At 59.5% G+C, this 14,670-nt stretch carries 17 protein-coding genes and 1 tRNA gene; 17 read left to right on the top strand and 1 reads right to left on the bottom strand.

Annotated elements, in window-relative coordinates; all coding sequences use genetic code 11:
- Positions 1-34: 34 nt before the first annotated feature.
- The 14 genes from BT125_RS17540 to BT125_RS17475 all read left to right on the top strand — a co-directional run bounded on the left by BT125_RS17540 (position 35) and on the right by BT125_RS17475 (position 10,402).
- Complete coding sequence (locus BT125_RS17540) at positions 35-781, top strand: YebC/PmpR family DNA-binding transcriptional regulator (protein ID WP_018614256.1); 747 nt, start codon at positions 35-37, stop codon at positions 779-781.
- 144 nt (positions 782-925) lie between these two features.
- Positions 926-1,450, top strand: coding sequence for a crossover junction endodeoxyribonuclease RuvC (ruvC, locus tag BT125_RS17535; protein ID WP_014339919.1), 525 nt, complete (start codon positions 926-928; stop codon positions 1,448-1,450).
- Between the two features lie 114 nt (positions 1,451-1,564).
- Positions 1,565-2,173: a Holliday junction branch migration protein RuvA gene (gene ruvA, locus BT125_RS17530; RefSeq protein WP_053124616.1), complete on the top strand. Its 609-nt coding sequence runs from the start codon at positions 1,565-1,567 to the stop codon at positions 2,171-2,173.
- On the top strand, positions 2,174-3,235 hold the full coding sequence (gene ruvB / locus BT125_RS17525) for a Holliday junction branch migration DNA helicase RuvB (protein WP_003178599.1): 1,062 nt from the start codon (positions 2,174-2,176) through the stop codon (positions 3,233-3,235).
- A 127-nt stretch (positions 3,236-3,362) separates the two neighbouring features.
- On the top strand, positions 3,363-3,830 hold the full coding sequence (gene ybgC / locus BT125_RS17520) for a tol-pal system-associated acyl-CoA thioesterase (protein WP_003205037.1): 468 nt from the start codon (positions 3,363-3,365) through the stop codon (positions 3,828-3,830).
- The gene (tolQ, locus tag BT125_RS17515; RefSeq protein WP_014339916.1) at positions 3,820-4,515 is read left to right on the top strand and encodes a protein TolQ; all 696 of its coding nucleotides are present in this window, start codon (positions 3,820-3,822) and stop codon (positions 4,513-4,515) included. The genes ybgC and tolQ overlap by 11 nt, the downstream gene beginning before the upstream one ends.
- Before the next feature lie 23 nt (positions 4,516-4,538).
- Positions 4,539-4,991 (top strand): protein TolR, encoded by a 453-nt coding sequence (gene tolR, locus BT125_RS17510; protein WP_161798348.1) that lies wholly within the window; start codon positions 4,539-4,541, stop codon positions 4,989-4,991.
- A complete protein-coding gene (gene tolA / locus BT125_RS17505; RefSeq protein ID WP_072408783.1) occupies positions 4,991-6,067 on the top strand; it encodes a cell envelope integrity protein TolA in 1,077 nt (358 codons plus the stop codon). Before tolR ends, tolA begins: the two co-directional genes overlap by 1 nt.
- A complete protein-coding gene (tolB, locus tag BT125_RS17500) occupies positions 6,064-7,365 on the top strand; it encodes a Tol-Pal system beta propeller repeat protein TolB (RefSeq protein WP_072408782.1) in 1,302 nt (433 codons plus the stop codon). The genes tolA and tolB overlap by 4 nt, the downstream gene beginning before the upstream one ends.
- A 52-nt stretch (positions 7,366-7,417) precedes the next feature.
- Positions 7,418-7,915, top strand: coding sequence for a peptidoglycan-associated lipoprotein Pal (gene pal / locus BT125_RS17495; RefSeq protein WP_003178634.1), 498 nt, complete (start codon positions 7,418-7,420; stop codon positions 7,913-7,915).
- 6 nt (positions 7,916-7,921) lie between these two features.
- The gene (gene ybgF / locus BT125_RS17490) at positions 7,922-8,755 is read left to right on the top strand and encodes a tol-pal system protein YbgF (RefSeq protein ID WP_072408780.1); all 834 of its coding nucleotides are present in this window, start codon (positions 7,922-7,924) and stop codon (positions 8,753-8,755) included.
- A gap of 166 nt (positions 8,756-8,921) precedes the next feature.
- A complete protein-coding gene (queE, locus tag BT125_RS17485) occupies positions 8,922-9,569 on the top strand; it encodes a 7-carboxy-7-deazaguanine synthase QueE (protein ID WP_072408778.1) in 648 nt (215 codons plus the stop codon).
- Between the two features lie 19 nt (positions 9,570-9,588).
- Complete coding sequence (gene queC, locus BT125_RS17480) at positions 9,589-10,263, top strand: 7-cyano-7-deazaguanine synthase QueC (protein ID WP_170862027.1); 675 nt, start codon at positions 9,589-9,591, stop codon at positions 10,261-10,263.
- Between the two features lie 63 nt (positions 10,264-10,326).
- Positions 10,327-10,402, top strand: a tRNA-Lys gene (locus BT125_RS17475).
- 117 nt (positions 10,403-10,519) lie between these two features.
- Here the strand turns inward: BT125_RS17475 and BT125_RS17470 are convergent.
- Entirely contained in the window at positions 10,520-11,455 is a 936-nt protein-coding gene (locus tag BT125_RS17470; RefSeq protein ID WP_072408774.1) for a LysR family transcriptional regulator, read from the bottom strand.
- 171 nt (positions 11,456-11,626) lie between these two features.
- On the opposite strand from BT125_RS17470, the gene BT125_RS17465 reads away from it, so the two are divergent.
- Genes BT125_RS17465 through BT125_RS17455 form a run of 3 tightly spaced genes read left to right on the top strand, consistent with a single transcriptional unit; the run spans position 11,627 to position 14,662 of the window.
- Entirely contained in the window at positions 11,627-12,244 is a 618-nt protein-coding gene (locus BT125_RS17465; RefSeq protein WP_072408772.1) for a thermostable hemolysin, read from the top strand.
- Positions 12,241-13,806: an AMP-binding protein gene (locus BT125_RS17460; RefSeq protein ID WP_072408770.1), complete on the top strand. Its 1,566-nt coding sequence runs from the start codon at positions 12,241-12,243 to the stop codon at positions 13,804-13,806. The genes BT125_RS17465 and BT125_RS17460 overlap by 4 nt, the downstream gene beginning before the upstream one ends.
- Positions 13,781-14,662: a TauD/TfdA family dioxygenase gene (locus BT125_RS17455; protein WP_072408768.1), complete on the top strand. Its 882-nt coding sequence runs from the start codon at positions 13,781-13,783 to the stop codon at positions 14,660-14,662. The genes BT125_RS17460 and BT125_RS17455 overlap by 26 nt, the downstream gene beginning before the upstream one ends.
- Positions 14,663-14,670: the final 8 nt, after the last annotated feature.

The raw sequence follows: 14,670 nt of genomic DNA, 5'->3' as shown, positions 1-14,670 counted from the left end.
GCGGGCAATGTTCCAAAGAGAAACGGAGCGAGTTATGGCAGGTCATTCCAAGTGGGCGAACATCAAGCACCGCAAAGAACGTCAGGATGCCAAGAGAGGCAAGATCTTCACCAAGTGGATCCGTGAGCTGACGGTCGCGGCTCGCCAGGGTGGCGGCGATCCGGGTTCCAACCCGCGTCTGCGCCTGGCCCTGGACAAGGCCTTGGGTGCCAACATGAGCCGCGACATCATCGACCGGGCCATCGCCCGTGGCGCGGGTGCGACCGAGGCCGACAACGTCGAAGAGCTGACCTACGAAGGGTATGGCCCGGGCGGCGTGGCGGTGATGGTCGAATGCATGACCGACAATCGCAACCGTACCGCTGCCGCCGTGCGTCACGCGTTCAGCAAATGCGGTGGGAACCTGGGCACCGACGGCTCGGTGGCCTATCTGTTCGAGCGCAAGGGGCAAATCAGCTTTGCCCCGGGCCTCGATGAAGATGCCCTGACGGAAGCGGCCCTGGAGGCCGACGCCGATGACGTGGTCAGCCATGAAGACGGTTCGTTCGACGTGTTCACCTCGTTCGCCAGCTTCTATGCCGTACGCAATGCCCTGGAGGCGGCCGGTTTCAAGCCCGCCGACGCGGAAATCGTCATGCAGCCGACCACCAGTGCCGAACTGGACCTGGAAGGCGCCGAGAAGGTGCTCAAGCTGATCGACATGCTGGAAGACCTGGATGACGTGCAGAACGTTTATTCCAACGCCGATATTCCGGAATCGGTGGCTGAACAGCTGGGCTGATGGCGTCCATTTAAATGCCAATGTGGGAGCGAGCTTGCTCGCGATAGCGATACTTCAGTCAACACTGTGCTTGCTGACCCGGCGCCATCGCGAGCAAGCTCGCTCCCACAGGTCTGGTCAAATCCTCTTCAAACCGCAGGCGTTATGACTTTAATCCTTGGTATCGACCCTGGTTCGCGCATCACCGGCTACGGTGTGGTTCGCGATACCGGGCGCGGCTGCGTGTACGTCGCCTCTGGTTGTATCCGCACCGGTGCGGGCGAGCTGCATGAGCGCCTGCAGATCGTTTATCGCGGCGTGCGCGAAGTCATCCAGACCTACGGCCCGGTGACCATGGGCATCGAACGGGTCTTCATGGCGCGTAACGCCGATTCGGCCCTGAAGCTGGGGCAGGCCCGGGGCGCGGCCATTGTGGCTGGCGCCGAGGAGAACCTGGAAATCGCCGAGTACACCGCGACCCAGGTCAAGCAGGCGGTCGTCGGCACAGGGGCGGCGAACAAGGAGCAGGTGCAGATGATGGTGATGCACCTGTTGAAACTGGTCAGCAAGCCGCAAATCGACGCCTCCGACGCCCTGGCCATCGCCATTTGCCATGCCCATACCCGTTCCAGCCTGTTGCCTCATGGCCTGGGGACTGCACGCAGTCGTGGCGGGCGCCTGCGTCTCTGATAGCATCAGCGCAATCTTCGTGAGCCCGAGCATCTTGCGCCTGTGTCGTCGGCCTTACTGCCCGGGCTGTTATTCGCCAGCCCGCGGGCTGGCCAACACCCAAGGACCTGAAACGTGATTGGACGCTTGCGCGGCACCCTGGCTGAAAAACAGCCGCCGCACCTGATTCTGGATGTAAATGGCCTGGGTTATGAGCTGGAAGTGCCCATGACCACGCTGTATCGCTTGCCGTCGGTCGGCGAGCCGCTGACCCTGCACACCCATTTGGTCGTGCGCGAGGATGCGCAGTTACTCTATGGCTTCGTCGGCAAGCGCGAGCGGGATTTCTTCCGCGAGTTGATCCGTCTCAATGGCGTCGGCCCGAAACTGGCCCTGGCCTTGATGTCGAGCCTGGAAGTCGACGAACTGGTGCGCTGCGTGCAGTCCCAGGACACCTCGGCGCTGACCAAGGTGCCGGGGGTGGGTAAGAAAACCGCCGAGCGCCTGCTGGTCGAACTCAAGGACCGCTTCAAGGCCTGGGAGGCGGTGCCGGCGATGTTCGCCTTGGTGCCGAACCAGCCGGACGCGCCGGTGCCGGCGGTCAGCGCCGAAAACGATGCGGTCACCGCGTTGATCTCCCTGGGCTACAAGCCGCAGGAGGCCAGCAAGGCGATTTCCGCCATCAAGGAAAAAGGCCTGAGCACCGAAGACATGATTCGCCGTGCCCTGAAGGGAATGATTTAAGTGATTGAAGCTGACCGTCTGATCGCCGCCACGGGCGCCCCCCGTGACCGCGAGGAAATCCAGGACCGTGCGATTCGTCCTGTCAGCCTGGCCGACTACATCGGCCAACCGACCGTGCGCGAGCAGATGGAGCTGTTCATCCAGGCGGCCCGTGGGCGCAGCGAGTCTTTGGACCACACCTTGATCTTCGGCCCGCCGGGCCTGGGCAAGACCACCCTGGCCAACATCATTGCCCAGGAAATGGGTGTCTCGATCAAGAGCACATCGGGGCCGGTGCTTGAACGGCCGGGCGATCTGGCGGCGTTGCTGACCAACCTTGAGCCCCATGACGTACTCTTCATCGACGAAATCCATCGGTTGTCGCCGATCGTCGAGGAAGTGCTGTACCCGGCCATGGAAGATTTCCAGCTCGACATCATGATTGGCGAAGGGCCGGCGGCGCGCTCCATCAAGCTGGACCTGCCGCCCTTCACCCTGGTGGGCGCCACCACCCGTGCTGGCATGCTGACCAACCCGCTGCGGGACCGTTTCGGTATCGTCCAGCGCCTGGAGTTCTACAACAACGCCGACCTGGCGACGATTGTCAGCCGCTCGGCGGGCATCCTCGGGTTGCCGCTGGACCCGGACGGTGCTTATGAGATCGCCCGGCGTGCCCGGGGTACGCCGCGGATCGCCAACCGCTTGCTGCGCCGGGTCCGGGATTTTGCCGAAGTCCGAGCCAAGGGCCACATCACCAAGCCGATTGCCGACCTGGCGCTGAACCTGCTGGACATCGACGAGCGTGGTTTCGACCATCAGGACCGGCGCCTGCTGCTGACCATGATCGAGAAGTTCGACGGTGGCCCGGTGGGCGTGGACAGCCTGGCGGCGGCCATCAGCGAAGAGCGCCACACGATTGAAGATGTGCTGGAACCGTACCTGATCCAACAGGGCTATATCATGCGCACGCCTCGCGGGCGCGTGGTGACCCGCCATGCTTATCTGCACTTTGGCTTAAACATCCCGACACGAATGGGCGAGATGCCGGTGGTAGACGAATTCCTCGATGCCGTGGACGATTGAACGAGCTCTGTACGCCGACTTTTTTCCGGTTCGTGCTGTCCCAGACGACGCTTGGAGCGTCAATGCGTTCGAGAATGAAAAAACAGTTGCCTGGCCGATTGGCAACCTGAGGAGTAAGCACTAGAGTATGCGCGCGCAAAACGGGCTGGAGTCGTTCGCACATCGCTGTCGCGTTTATTACGAGGACACCGATGCTGGCGGCATCGTCTACTACGTCAATTACCTCAAGTTTATGGAACGGGCTCGAACCGAACGGCTGCGGGAACTGGGTTTTGCCCAATCCGCGCTGGCAGGGGAGGACCTGTTATTCGTCGTGCATTCCAGCGAAGCGCGTTACCACGCGCCGGCGCGACTGGACGACGAACTGGTGGTAAGTGCCGATGTCATCGAATTGAACCGTGTCAGCCTGCGCTTCAAGCAGCAGGTCAGGCGGGCTACGGATAACGTGCTGCTCTGCGAAGGGCAGTTTTTGGTGGCCTGTGTGCGCACCCATAGTTTGAAACCCCGGGCCATTCCCGAAGCTCTACGTGCGGCCTTTGCCGGCGTGAGCGGCGCGGGTACACACTCAGAGCAGGAGATAAAGCGTGGAAGCTAACGTCGTCGACCATTCCTCCATGTGGAGCTTGGTCAGCAATGCCAGCGTCGTGGTGCAACTGGTAATGCTGACCCTGGTAGCCGCATCGGTGACCTCATGGATCATGATCTTTCAGCGCAGCAACATGCTGCGCGCCGGTCGCCGTGCCCTGGAGAGCTTCGAAGAGCGCTTCTGGTCCGGCATCGACCTGTCCAAGCTCTATCGCCAGGCCGGCAGCAACCCGGACCCAGACTCGGGCGTCGAGCAGATCTTCCGTGCCGGCTTCAAGGAGTTCTCTCGCCTGCGCCAGCAGCCGGGCGTCGACCCTGAGGCGGTGATGGAAGGTGTGGCCCGTGCCATGCGCGTCGCCATTTCCCGCGAGGAAGAAAAGCTCGAACAGGGCCTGTCGTTCCTGGCCACCGTTGGTTCGGTCAGCCCATACATCGGTCTGTTCGGTACCGTGTGGGGGATCATGAACTCCTTCCGTGGCCTGGCTTCCGCCCAGCAAGCGACCCTCGCCACTGTGGCCCCGGGCATCGCCGAGGCACTGATCGCCACCGCCATCGGTCTGTTCGCGGCCATTCCGGCCGTGATCGCCTACAACCGCTTCGCTGCCCGCAGCGAGATGCTGACCGGCCGTTACTACACCTTCGCCGATGAATTCCAGGCGATCCTGCACCGTAAAGTGCACACCAGCGAAGAATAAGCAGGTATTTCCCAATGGCTTTAATCGCTCGAGCCCGAAAAAAGCGCAAGCCGGTCGCCGAGATGAACGTGGTGCCCTACATCGATGTGATGTTGGTGCTGCTGGTCATCTTCATGGTGACCGCGCCCATGCTCAATCAGGGCGTGAAGGTCGATCTGCCCAAGGTTTCCAGCGAAGCCTTGCCGCAGGACAACAACACCCAGGTACTGACCATTTCGATCAAGGCTGACAAGACCTACTACTGGAACCTTGGCAGTGAGGTGGACACCGAGAAGCAGCAGGACCGGGCCATGACCTTGCCGCAGATGACCGATGCGGTGACCAAGATCATTCGTGTCGGCAACGATGCCGGCAAGCGCACGCAAGTCTTCATTCGCGGCGACAAGACCGTCGACTACGGTGCCGTGATGGGGGCCATGGGCGGCCTGCAGAAAGCCGGGGTCGGTAATGTTGGCTTGATCACTGAGGCGCCCTGATGCAGCAACAGCGAGAGCCGTCCGCCTCGGAAAGCTACTTCTGGCCCAGTGTCCTGGCTATCGGCCTGCATGTGCTGGTGTTCGGCATGCTGTTCGTCAGTTTTGCCATGACCCCGGAGTTGCCGCCGGCCAAGCCGATCGTGCAGGCGACGTTGTACCAGCTCAAGTCGAAAAGCCAGGCTACGACCCAGACGAACCAGAAGCTTGCCGGTGAGGCGAAGAAATCCGCCGCGCGCCAGACTGAAGTCGAGCAGATGGAACAGAAGAAGGTCGAGCAGGAAGCGATAAAGGCCGCGGAACAAAAGAAAGAGGAAGCGGCTCAAAAGGCCGAGGAAGCCAAGAAGGCCGATGAGGCGAAGAAAGCGGACGAGGCGAAAAAGGCTGACGAAGCCAAGAAAGCCGACGATGCGAAGAAAGCCGAGGCCAAGAAGGCAGAAGAGAAACAATTGGCTGATATAGCCAAGAAGAAAGCCGAAGAAGAAGCCAAGAAAGCGGCTGAAGAAGAGGCCAAGAAAGCGGCCGCTGAAGAAGCGAAGAAAAAGATCGTCGAGGACGCCAAGAAAAAAGCGGCCGAAGACGCCAAGAAAAAAGCTGAAGCTGAAGAGGCGAAAAAGAAAGTCGCCGAAGACGCGAAGAAGAAAGCCGCCGCCGATGCCGCCAAGAAAAAGGCCCAGGACGCAGCGCGTAAGTCCGCCGAAGACAAAAAGGCCCAGGCCTTGGCAGATTTGCTTTCCGACACGCCGGAGCGCCAGCAGGCCTTGGCCGATGAGCAGGGTGATGAAGTTGCCGGCAGCTACGATGATCTGATTCGCGCTCGGGCGGCAGAAGGCTGGGCTCGCCCACCTTCGGCGCGCAAAGGCATGACGGTAGTATTGCAAATCGGCATGTTGCCCGACGGTACGGTTACCTCGGTCAGCGTCGCCAAGTCCAGTGGTGACGGTCCGTTCGACGCTTCGGCGGTCGCAGCGGTCAAGAACATTGGGCGTTTGACGGAAATGCAAGGAATGAAACCGAGCGACTTTGCTCCCTATCGTTCATTCAAGATGACATTCACACCTGAGGATCTAGCCTTGTGAGAAACCTTCTTCGATCAATGCTGGTCGTTATCTGCTGCCTGGCAGGGATAGCGGTAGCAGAGGAAAAGAACATCCTGGTCACCAGCGGCAGCGACCGGGCCACCCCGATCGCCGTCGTACCGTTCGGCTGGCAGGGCGGTAACGTCCTGCCGGACGACATGGCGGAAATCATCGGCAACGACCTGCGCAACTCGGGTTACTACGCGCCGATTCCGAAGCAGAACATGATCAGCCTGCCAACCCAGGCCAGCGAAGTCATCTACCGTGACTGGAAGGCCCTGGGCGCCCAGTACATCATGGTCGGCAGCATCGTTCCGGCCGGCGGTCGCCTGCAGGTGCAGTACGCCCTGTTCAACGTCGCCACCGAGCAGCAAGTGCTGACCGGCAGTGTGTCGGGCAGCGTCGATCAGTTGCGCGATATGTCGCACTACATCGCCGACCAGTCGTTCGAGAAACTCACCGGCATCAAGGGCGCGTTCTCCACTCGCATGCTCTACGTGACGGCCGAGCGTTTCTCCGAGAACAACACCCGCTACACCCTGCAGCGTTCCGACTACGACGGCGCCCGTGCGGTGACCTTGCTGCAATCGCGCGAGCCGATCCTGTCGCCGCGCTTCGCCCCCGATGGCAAGCGCATCGCCTATGTCTCGTTCGAGCAGAAGCGTCCGCGTATTTTCGTGCAGCACATCGACACCGGTCGTCGTGAGCAGATCACCAACTTCGAAGGCCTCAACGGCGCACCAGCCTGGTCGCCGGACGGTTCGCGCCTGGCGTTTGTACTGTCCAAGGATGGTAACCCGGACATCTATGTGATGAATCTGGCTTCGCGCTCGATCTCCCGCGTCACCAACGGCCCGGGCATCAACACCGAGCCGTTCTGGGGCAAGGATGGCTCGACCATCTACTTCACCTCCGACCGTGGCGGCAAGCCTCAGATCTACAAGACCAGTGCCGGTGGCGGCGGTGCCGAGCGCGTGACGTTCGTCGGTAACTACAACGCCAACCCTAAACTGTCGGCGGACGAAAAGACCCTGGTGATGATCCATCGCCAGGATGGTTTCACCAATTTCAAGGTGGCGGCCCAGGATTTGCAGCGCGGAAGTGTAAAAATCCTCACTGATAGCACTCTGGACGAGTCACCCACTGTTGCGCCCAACGGCACCATGGTAATCTACGCCACCCGCCAGCAGGGCCGGGGAGTCTTGATGCTCGTGTCCATTAATGGACGCGTGAGGCTCCCGCTTCCTACCGCACAAGGCGAAGTCAGAGAACCGTCCTGGTCCCCTTACCTGAACTGACGCGGCGCAATACGTTTTACTTAACACACTGGGGTTCATTAGGAGTTTCACGATGGAAATGCTGAAGTTTGGTAAATTTGCTGCGCTGGCTCTGGCCATGGCTGTAGCTGTAGGTTGCTCGTCCAAAGGCGGCGACAATGCCGGTGAAGGCGCTGTTGATCCAAACGCTGGTTACGGCGCTAACACTGGTGCCGTTGACGGCTCCCTGAGCGAAGAAGCTGCTCTGCGCGCAATCACCACCTTCTACTTCGAATACGACAGCTCGGACCTGAAGCCAGAAGCCATGCGCGCTCTGGACGTTCACGCCAAGGACCTGAAAGCGAACGGCGCTCGCGTTGTTCTGGAAGGCAACACCGACGAACGTGGTACTCGTGAGTACAACATGGCACTGGGCGAGCGTCGTGCGAAAGCCGTTCAGCGCTACCTGGTACTGCAAGGTGTTTCCCCAGCTCAGCTGGAACTGGTTTCCTACGGCGAAGAGCGTCCAGTTGCCACCGGCAACGACGAGCAGTCCTGGGCTCAAAACCGTCGCGTCGAACTGCGTAAGTAATTCGTCATGCGAACGTGCCGTCGTGCTGTAACTGTTCTGGCTCTCAGCCTCGCGCCGCTTGCGGCGTGGGCTGCGGTTCCTGTGGTCGATAACGATGCCGGCTATAACAATAGCGGGAGCAGCTATCCGCCTGCGGGTTACGGTACGAACGGCGCCTATGCCGGGGGAGGGGTTTCGGCCCCTGTCTCGGCACAGGGCCAGCTGTTCAACCAACTGCAGCAAATGCAGGATCAGATCTCGCGCCAACAGGGTGTGATCGAAGAACTGCAAAATGATATTTCGCGCATGAAGCAGGAAAGCCTGGAGCGATACCAGGATCTTGATCGGCGCATAGGATCCGGCGTTGCACCTGCCGCGACTCCTGAGAATTCTCCAACCGGTGGCGAGTTGAATGCCCCCGGTGCAGCCGCAGGCGCGGGGGCAACTGCTCCAGCAGCGCCTGCCGCCGGTGGCGAGCCGGCTGATCCGGCGAAGGAAAAGCTCTATTACGATGCTGCCTTCGACCTGATCAAGGCCAAGGATTTCGACAAAGCCAGCCAGGCCTTTGCCGCTTTCCTGCGCAAATACCCAAACAGCCAGTACGCGGGCAATGCCCAATACTGGCTGGGTGAAGTGAACCTGGCCAAGGGCGACCTGCAAGGTGCCGGCCAGGCGTTCGCCAAGGTTTCGCAACTGTATCCCAAGCACGCCAAGGTGCCGGATTCGCTTTACAAGCTGGCTGACGTGGAGCGCCGTCTCGGTCACGCCGACAAGGTGAAAGGCATTCTGCAGCAGGTGGTGGCCCAATATCCGGGTACATCCGCGGCTCAGTTGGCCCAGCGTGATCTACAGCGCATGTAAGCCGATTTGACCTGTTCTGAAGAAACCCGCGCCTGTCGCGGGTTTTTTCGTTAGAATTCACGCCCTTTTTATGAAACACGCTTTTTGGGATCTGCGCGTTGGCGGGGTTCCTTGAAGTGCCTGACGGAGGCGGACAGCCTGTTTAGCTGTTACGCCCGTGGCGACTATGCAAGACACATTGAGAATCACCGAAGTTTTTTACTCGTTGCAGGGTGAAACGCGAACGGCTGGGCTGCCCACGGTATTCGTGCGCCTCACCGGTTGTCCGTTGCGTTGCCAATACTGTGACAGCGCGTACGCCTTCAGTGGCGGCACCGTGCGAACCCTCGACGATATCCTGGAACAAGTGGCCAGTTATCGTCCGCGTTATGTCTGTGTCACGGGCGGCGAGCCCTTGGCGCAACCCAACGCCATCCCCTTGCTCAAGCAGTTGTGTGATGCCGGTTACGAGGTTTCGCTGGAAACCAGCGGTGCCCTGGATATCTCGGCCGTCGACCCGCGTGTCAGCCGCGTCGTGGACCTGAAAACCCCAGGCTCCAAGGAGGCGCACCGCAACCGCTATGAAAATATCGAACTGCTGACGCCCAACGATCAGGTCAAGTTCGTGATCTGTTCGCGGGAGGATTATGACTGGGCCGTGTCCAAGTTGATCCAGTACGGGCTCGACCAGCGGGCCGGCGAAGTGTTGTTGTCGCCGAGTCATCACGATTTGAACGCCCGGGATCTGGCGGATTGGGTGGTGGCGGATAACTTGCCGGTGCGCCTGCAACTGCAGCTGCATAAATATCTTTGGAACGACGAGCCGGGGCGCTGAGATGACTGAACATTCGAACATGGCTGAAAAACGTGCGGTCATCCTGTTGTCCGGTGGCCTGGATTCGGCCACGGTCGTGGCCATGGCTCGTGCCGAAGGCTACCGCTGCTACACCATGAGTTTCGACTATGGCCAGCGCCACCGCGCTGAGTTGCACGCCGCGGAACGGGTTGCCCGGGACTTGGGCGTGGTGGAACACAAGGTGATCGGCCTGAACCTCAATGGCATCGGTGGCTCGGCCCTGACCGACAGTTCCATCGACGTGCCCGAGGCGCCTAGCGAGGGTATTCCGGTGACGTATGTGCCTGCGCGTAACACGGTGTTTCTTTCCCTGGCGTTGGGGTGGGCCGAAGTGCTGGGCGCCCGTGACATTTTCATTGGCGTCAATGCCGTGGATTATTCCGGCTACCCGGATTGCCGCCCGGAGTTCGTCGAAGCGTTCGAGCGCATGGCCAACCTGGCGACCAAGGCCGGTGTGGAGGGGCAGGGGTTCCGCATCCAGGCGCCGTTGCAGAATCTCAGTAAGGCCGACATCGTCAAGGCGGGCGTGAAGCTTGGCGTGGACTACGGGCTCACCGTTTCCTGCTATCAGGCTGACGATCAGGGCCGCGCTTGCGGCAAATGCGACAGCTGCCGCCTGCGTGCAGAGGGCTTCGCCGCGGCGGGTGTAAGCGATCCAACCCGTTATTTTTGATTTATTTCAAATTAAGTGTTGAATAGTCCTTAGAAATCAGTATTATACGCGCCACCACACAGCGGGTCGTTAGCTCAGTTGGTAGAGCAGTTGGCTTTTAACCAATTGGTCGTAGGTTCGAATCCCACACGACCCACCATTTTTAGCTGTTTTAAAAGTCTGGAAGGCCCACGAAAGTGAGGATTTCCGGATTTTTTTTTGCCTGATGAAAAGTCAGAGTCTGAACCGCTCGACGACTCGAGCGGTTCTCGGCGGATTAAAGCAGGCCGTCCTCGGCACAAACCTTGATGATCTGTTCGCGAAACCAGCTGTTGGCGCTGTCCTGGCTCGGTTTTTCGCTCCACATCATGTCCAGCGTGAAGTTCGGCAGACCTGCCGGTGGGCGACGATGGCTGAACGTGTTTTCGTCGCAGGTCAGCGCTTGAATGCGTCGAGGCAAGGTCAGGATGAAGTCGGTACCGGCGATCATGTTCAATGCCGCTACGTAGCTGTTGGCTCGGGCGACAATTTGGCGGTTATAGCCTTGCCGAGCGAGCCATCCATCGATCATGTTGGTATCGGATGTCCAGGGTGTCGGAAAAACATGCTGGCAGGCGACGAACGTTTCCAGGCTGAAAGCCTCTTCCGCCAAAGTGAAGTTCTTATCGACCACACAAACCAGTTCATCTTCCAGTAGTACTTGCGAGCGCAGTCCCTTGACGCCGCGATGGAAGTTCGGACCAAAACAAATAACCAGATCGAAACGCCCTTCCATTAACTCATCGGCTGGAATATCCCTGTGGAACTTGGTGATATTAATGATGACTGGGAAGCGGCTGCCAATAAAACGCTTGACCAGCTTGGGCAGAATGAGGAGTTCAAAGTATTCCGGTGCGCAGACATTGAAGGTTATCTCTTTCTGAGTTGGATCGAATGCCGGAATACCAGAATGACATGTGTTTATTATCTTGAGGATACTAAGTATATGAGGGTACATGGCTGTGGCTTTGCTTGTCGGCAACATGCCACTACGGGTATTAACAAAAAGTTCATTTTCGAAGCTCGTGCGCAGCTTCTTCAGGCAATAGCTTACGGTTGACTGGCTGACACACAAGGCTTCGGACACCTCGGTGACGCTGCTCTGCTCGTACACCGCGACAAACACCATCAAGTCCTGCATATCCAGCTTTCTAAGCATATTACTATTGAGCATAAGATCCTTCTTGGCGCATTCCGTTGGCTAGCATCCCCGGTTTTTATGACAGGAACGTTTATTTATATATTAGCGGAAGCAATTTATTTTTTAAATGGCCTGTAGGAAAATTCCCCAATATGCTCGCCTCGCTTTTTATAGAAATCCTGTACATGGACGGAGGAGGACGATATGCAAATACGTGTCGCGGAAACTAAGACACCGTTATGGGTGCAAGCCACAGAAGTTGTAAGGGATAAGTTTCGCAGTTCTTATTCGGCCTCAGTTGAACCGAATCCGCAGTACTTTGCAGTTACTCAGGATCCGGCCGATCGTATTCTCGCCTGCGCCGGTATTACTTTTGCCGATCACCGGATATTGTTTTCCGAGCAATACCTGACGCAACCCATCGACGAGATTTTGTCCCAGCGTTTCGAGAAAACCATCGAGCGCTCGAACATTGTCGAAATCGGCAACCTGATCTCCCATCACCTGACGGCCGGAATGATCCTGGTCAATATGATTCCATTGTTGGCCTGGTGCATGGGCGGGCATTACCTGTTGTGCACCGTGACGCCTCGCGTACGGCAAATGATGGAAAGTTGCCAGATCGATTTCGAGCCCCTGCTGACCGCAGACCCAACGCGCCTGGCCGACGACGGCGGCAAGAATTGGGGGAGCTATTACGCCAAGTTGCCCGTCACCGGTTTCATCCGGGTCGACCCGCAACGTTCACGTTTCGCCGCCATGACGCTCAATACCTCGTTCACTCAACTGCCCGGCGACGTCATGGCGAGGGCGCAGCCATGAGCGGCGGGTTTATCACTCAGTTGCAACGGGCGTTGCAAGACAATCGCCAGGCCGTCTGTGCGGTTGACTGGTTGGAAGCGGGCAAAGAGTCGGTGACGCTGACCTACGGCGAGCTGGAGCACCGGGCCCTTAACCTGGCGGCCGAACTGCAACGGCGTTTCCCAGAGCCGGCCTATGGCGATCATGTGGTGTTGGGGATTGCGACGCGCAACAGCAGCGACTGGCTGGTCGCCGACCTGGCGTGTCTGTTCGCCGGGATCACCGCGCTGCCTCTGCCGCTGGCGTTCAGCCAATCCCAGGCCGAACACCTGGCATCACGTTGCGATGGATTTCTGGTGGATGCGGCAGGGCAGCGAACGCTGGCTCAGCGTTGGAAGCTGAATTTTCCGGACAATCGCCTGCGCCGCCTCAACGAGCCGGTGATCGAACAACCTTTGCTACGACGGCCGGACGGCGAGGGTGACTGGATCTGCAAGATCATTCACACCTCGGGTACCACCAGCCGGCCAAAGGGTGTGCGCCTGAGCAACCAGGCGGTCGGCGCGGTGCTCGCCTCGCTGCGCCAGAGCATGCCGGTCGGTGCTCATCGTCGTTATCTGTCGCTGGTGCCCCTGAGTCTGCTGCTTGAGCAAGTCACCGCTGCATACCTGCCATTGTTGGCGGGTGGCACGGTGCATTTCCTGCCGTCGGACGAAGCGTTGCTCGGCGAGCCAGGGGCGTCGGCACAGCGGCTGGTCGACTGGATCCTGCGGGTCCAGCCAACGGCCCTGACGGTTCCGCCGGTCATGATCAATCGTTTCCTGGAGCAATTGAACGAAGGGGGCGAGCAGGGCGAGCGGCTGGCGCGTTACCTGCAATCGGGCGCGCATATCACCTGCGGCGGTGCGGCGGTGAGTATCGATGCCCTGCGTGGCTTGGCTGAGCAAGGCATCGAGGTGTACCAGGGCTACGGGCTTTCGGAGAACGCGTCGGTGGTCAGTGTGAACACCTTCGAACAGCAGCGTCTTGGCAGCGTTGGCAAGCCGTTGCCCCATGTTCAGGTGCGCATCGGCGCCGACCAGACCATCGAGGTCAAGAGCAGCTCATTGTTCAGCGGTTACTCAGGTACGGACCCGAGTGCCTGTTCCATGTCGGACGACGGCTGGATGGACACCGGTGACCTGGGCGCGCTGGATGCCGATGGCTACCTCTATGTGCACGGGCGCAAGAAGAACGTGATCTGTCTGCCCAATGGCCGCAACGTCAGCCCCGAGCAGGTTGAACTGGAGTATCGCAAATACCCCGGCGTGAGCGACGCAGCGGTGTTTTTCGATGAGCAGCACGGTCTGGTGGCGTTGCTGTGTGTCGAGTCGACACCGGCGCGCGATGAACTGCTCGCCTGGTCGGCGGGGCGCTTTTCCGACATCGAACGCCCGGACCGGCTCTGGTTGTTGACCCAGGACGATCCGTTGCTCGAGCAACTCTACACCGTTACGGGACGGCCGAAACGCGCCGATATCGCTACGACTTTTTCCACGCTGCAAAGGAATGCATCCAATGAGCACACCTGCCTTTCACTTTGAGAACCCGGACGTCTCCATCGTCGAGTCGCGCCACTTCGCCAGCCTGGGCAAGGCTGAGTTGTATGAGCTGCTGGGGCATTACGGTGTCGTACTGTTTCGCAACTGTATTCACAACGCCGAGGATTTCAGCGCCTATGTGAAGCAAAACAGTTCGCGGTTGAGCCTTGACCCGGCCCGGGTCATGGTCGGTGGCGCGGCGCAATTGGTGGACGCCGGGCGCCAGGCGGTTGGCCTGCACTGCGAAAATGGCAACTCACCATTCTGGCCGGACATGACCTGGTTCTATTGTCAGGAAGCGCCGCGCAAGGGGTCGCAAACCACCCTGTGTGACGGCGAACGGGTGCTGGAAAAACTGTCCCCAGGCTGCCGCACGTTCTTTGAAGAAAATCCGATTCGCTACAGTCGCACCGTGGCGGGGGAAAAATGGCGCCGGCTGGTCTGTCATTACTCGCCAACGTTGTCGGATCCGGCGGCCGTCGCGATCGAGGATCTGTTGCAGATCATCGGTGACGACCCGCAAACCCTGATTTCCTTCAACCCGGCCGATGACTCGATCCATTACGCCTTCAGCACGTCGGCGATCCTGACGTCCCCCTTCAGCCAGCGTCCGGCCTTCGCCAACAGCATTCTGGGGCCTTCCTTCAACTACGAGGCGCCGGTCATCGACACTGTGGCCGGGCAGCCGATCCCTGCCGAGTTTCTGGCTGAAATCGCTGAGGTTTCCGCCCATTACACCTGCCCGGTTGGCTGGCGTGACCACGACGTGGTGATGATCGATAACCGTCGGGTCATGCACGGTCGGGAAACCATCGTCGACGAGCGTCGACGCATTTTCAACGCCTTGAGCTATCGCTGAGAGCCTTC

Source organism: Pseudomonas sp. NFACC04-2 (genome assembly GCF_900119265.1).
Lineage (GTDB): Bacteria > Pseudomonadota > Gammaproteobacteria > Pseudomonadales > Pseudomonadaceae > Aquipseudomonas > Aquipseudomonas fluorescens_AA.
This window is presented reverse-complemented; position numbering and strand designations above follow the sequence as displayed.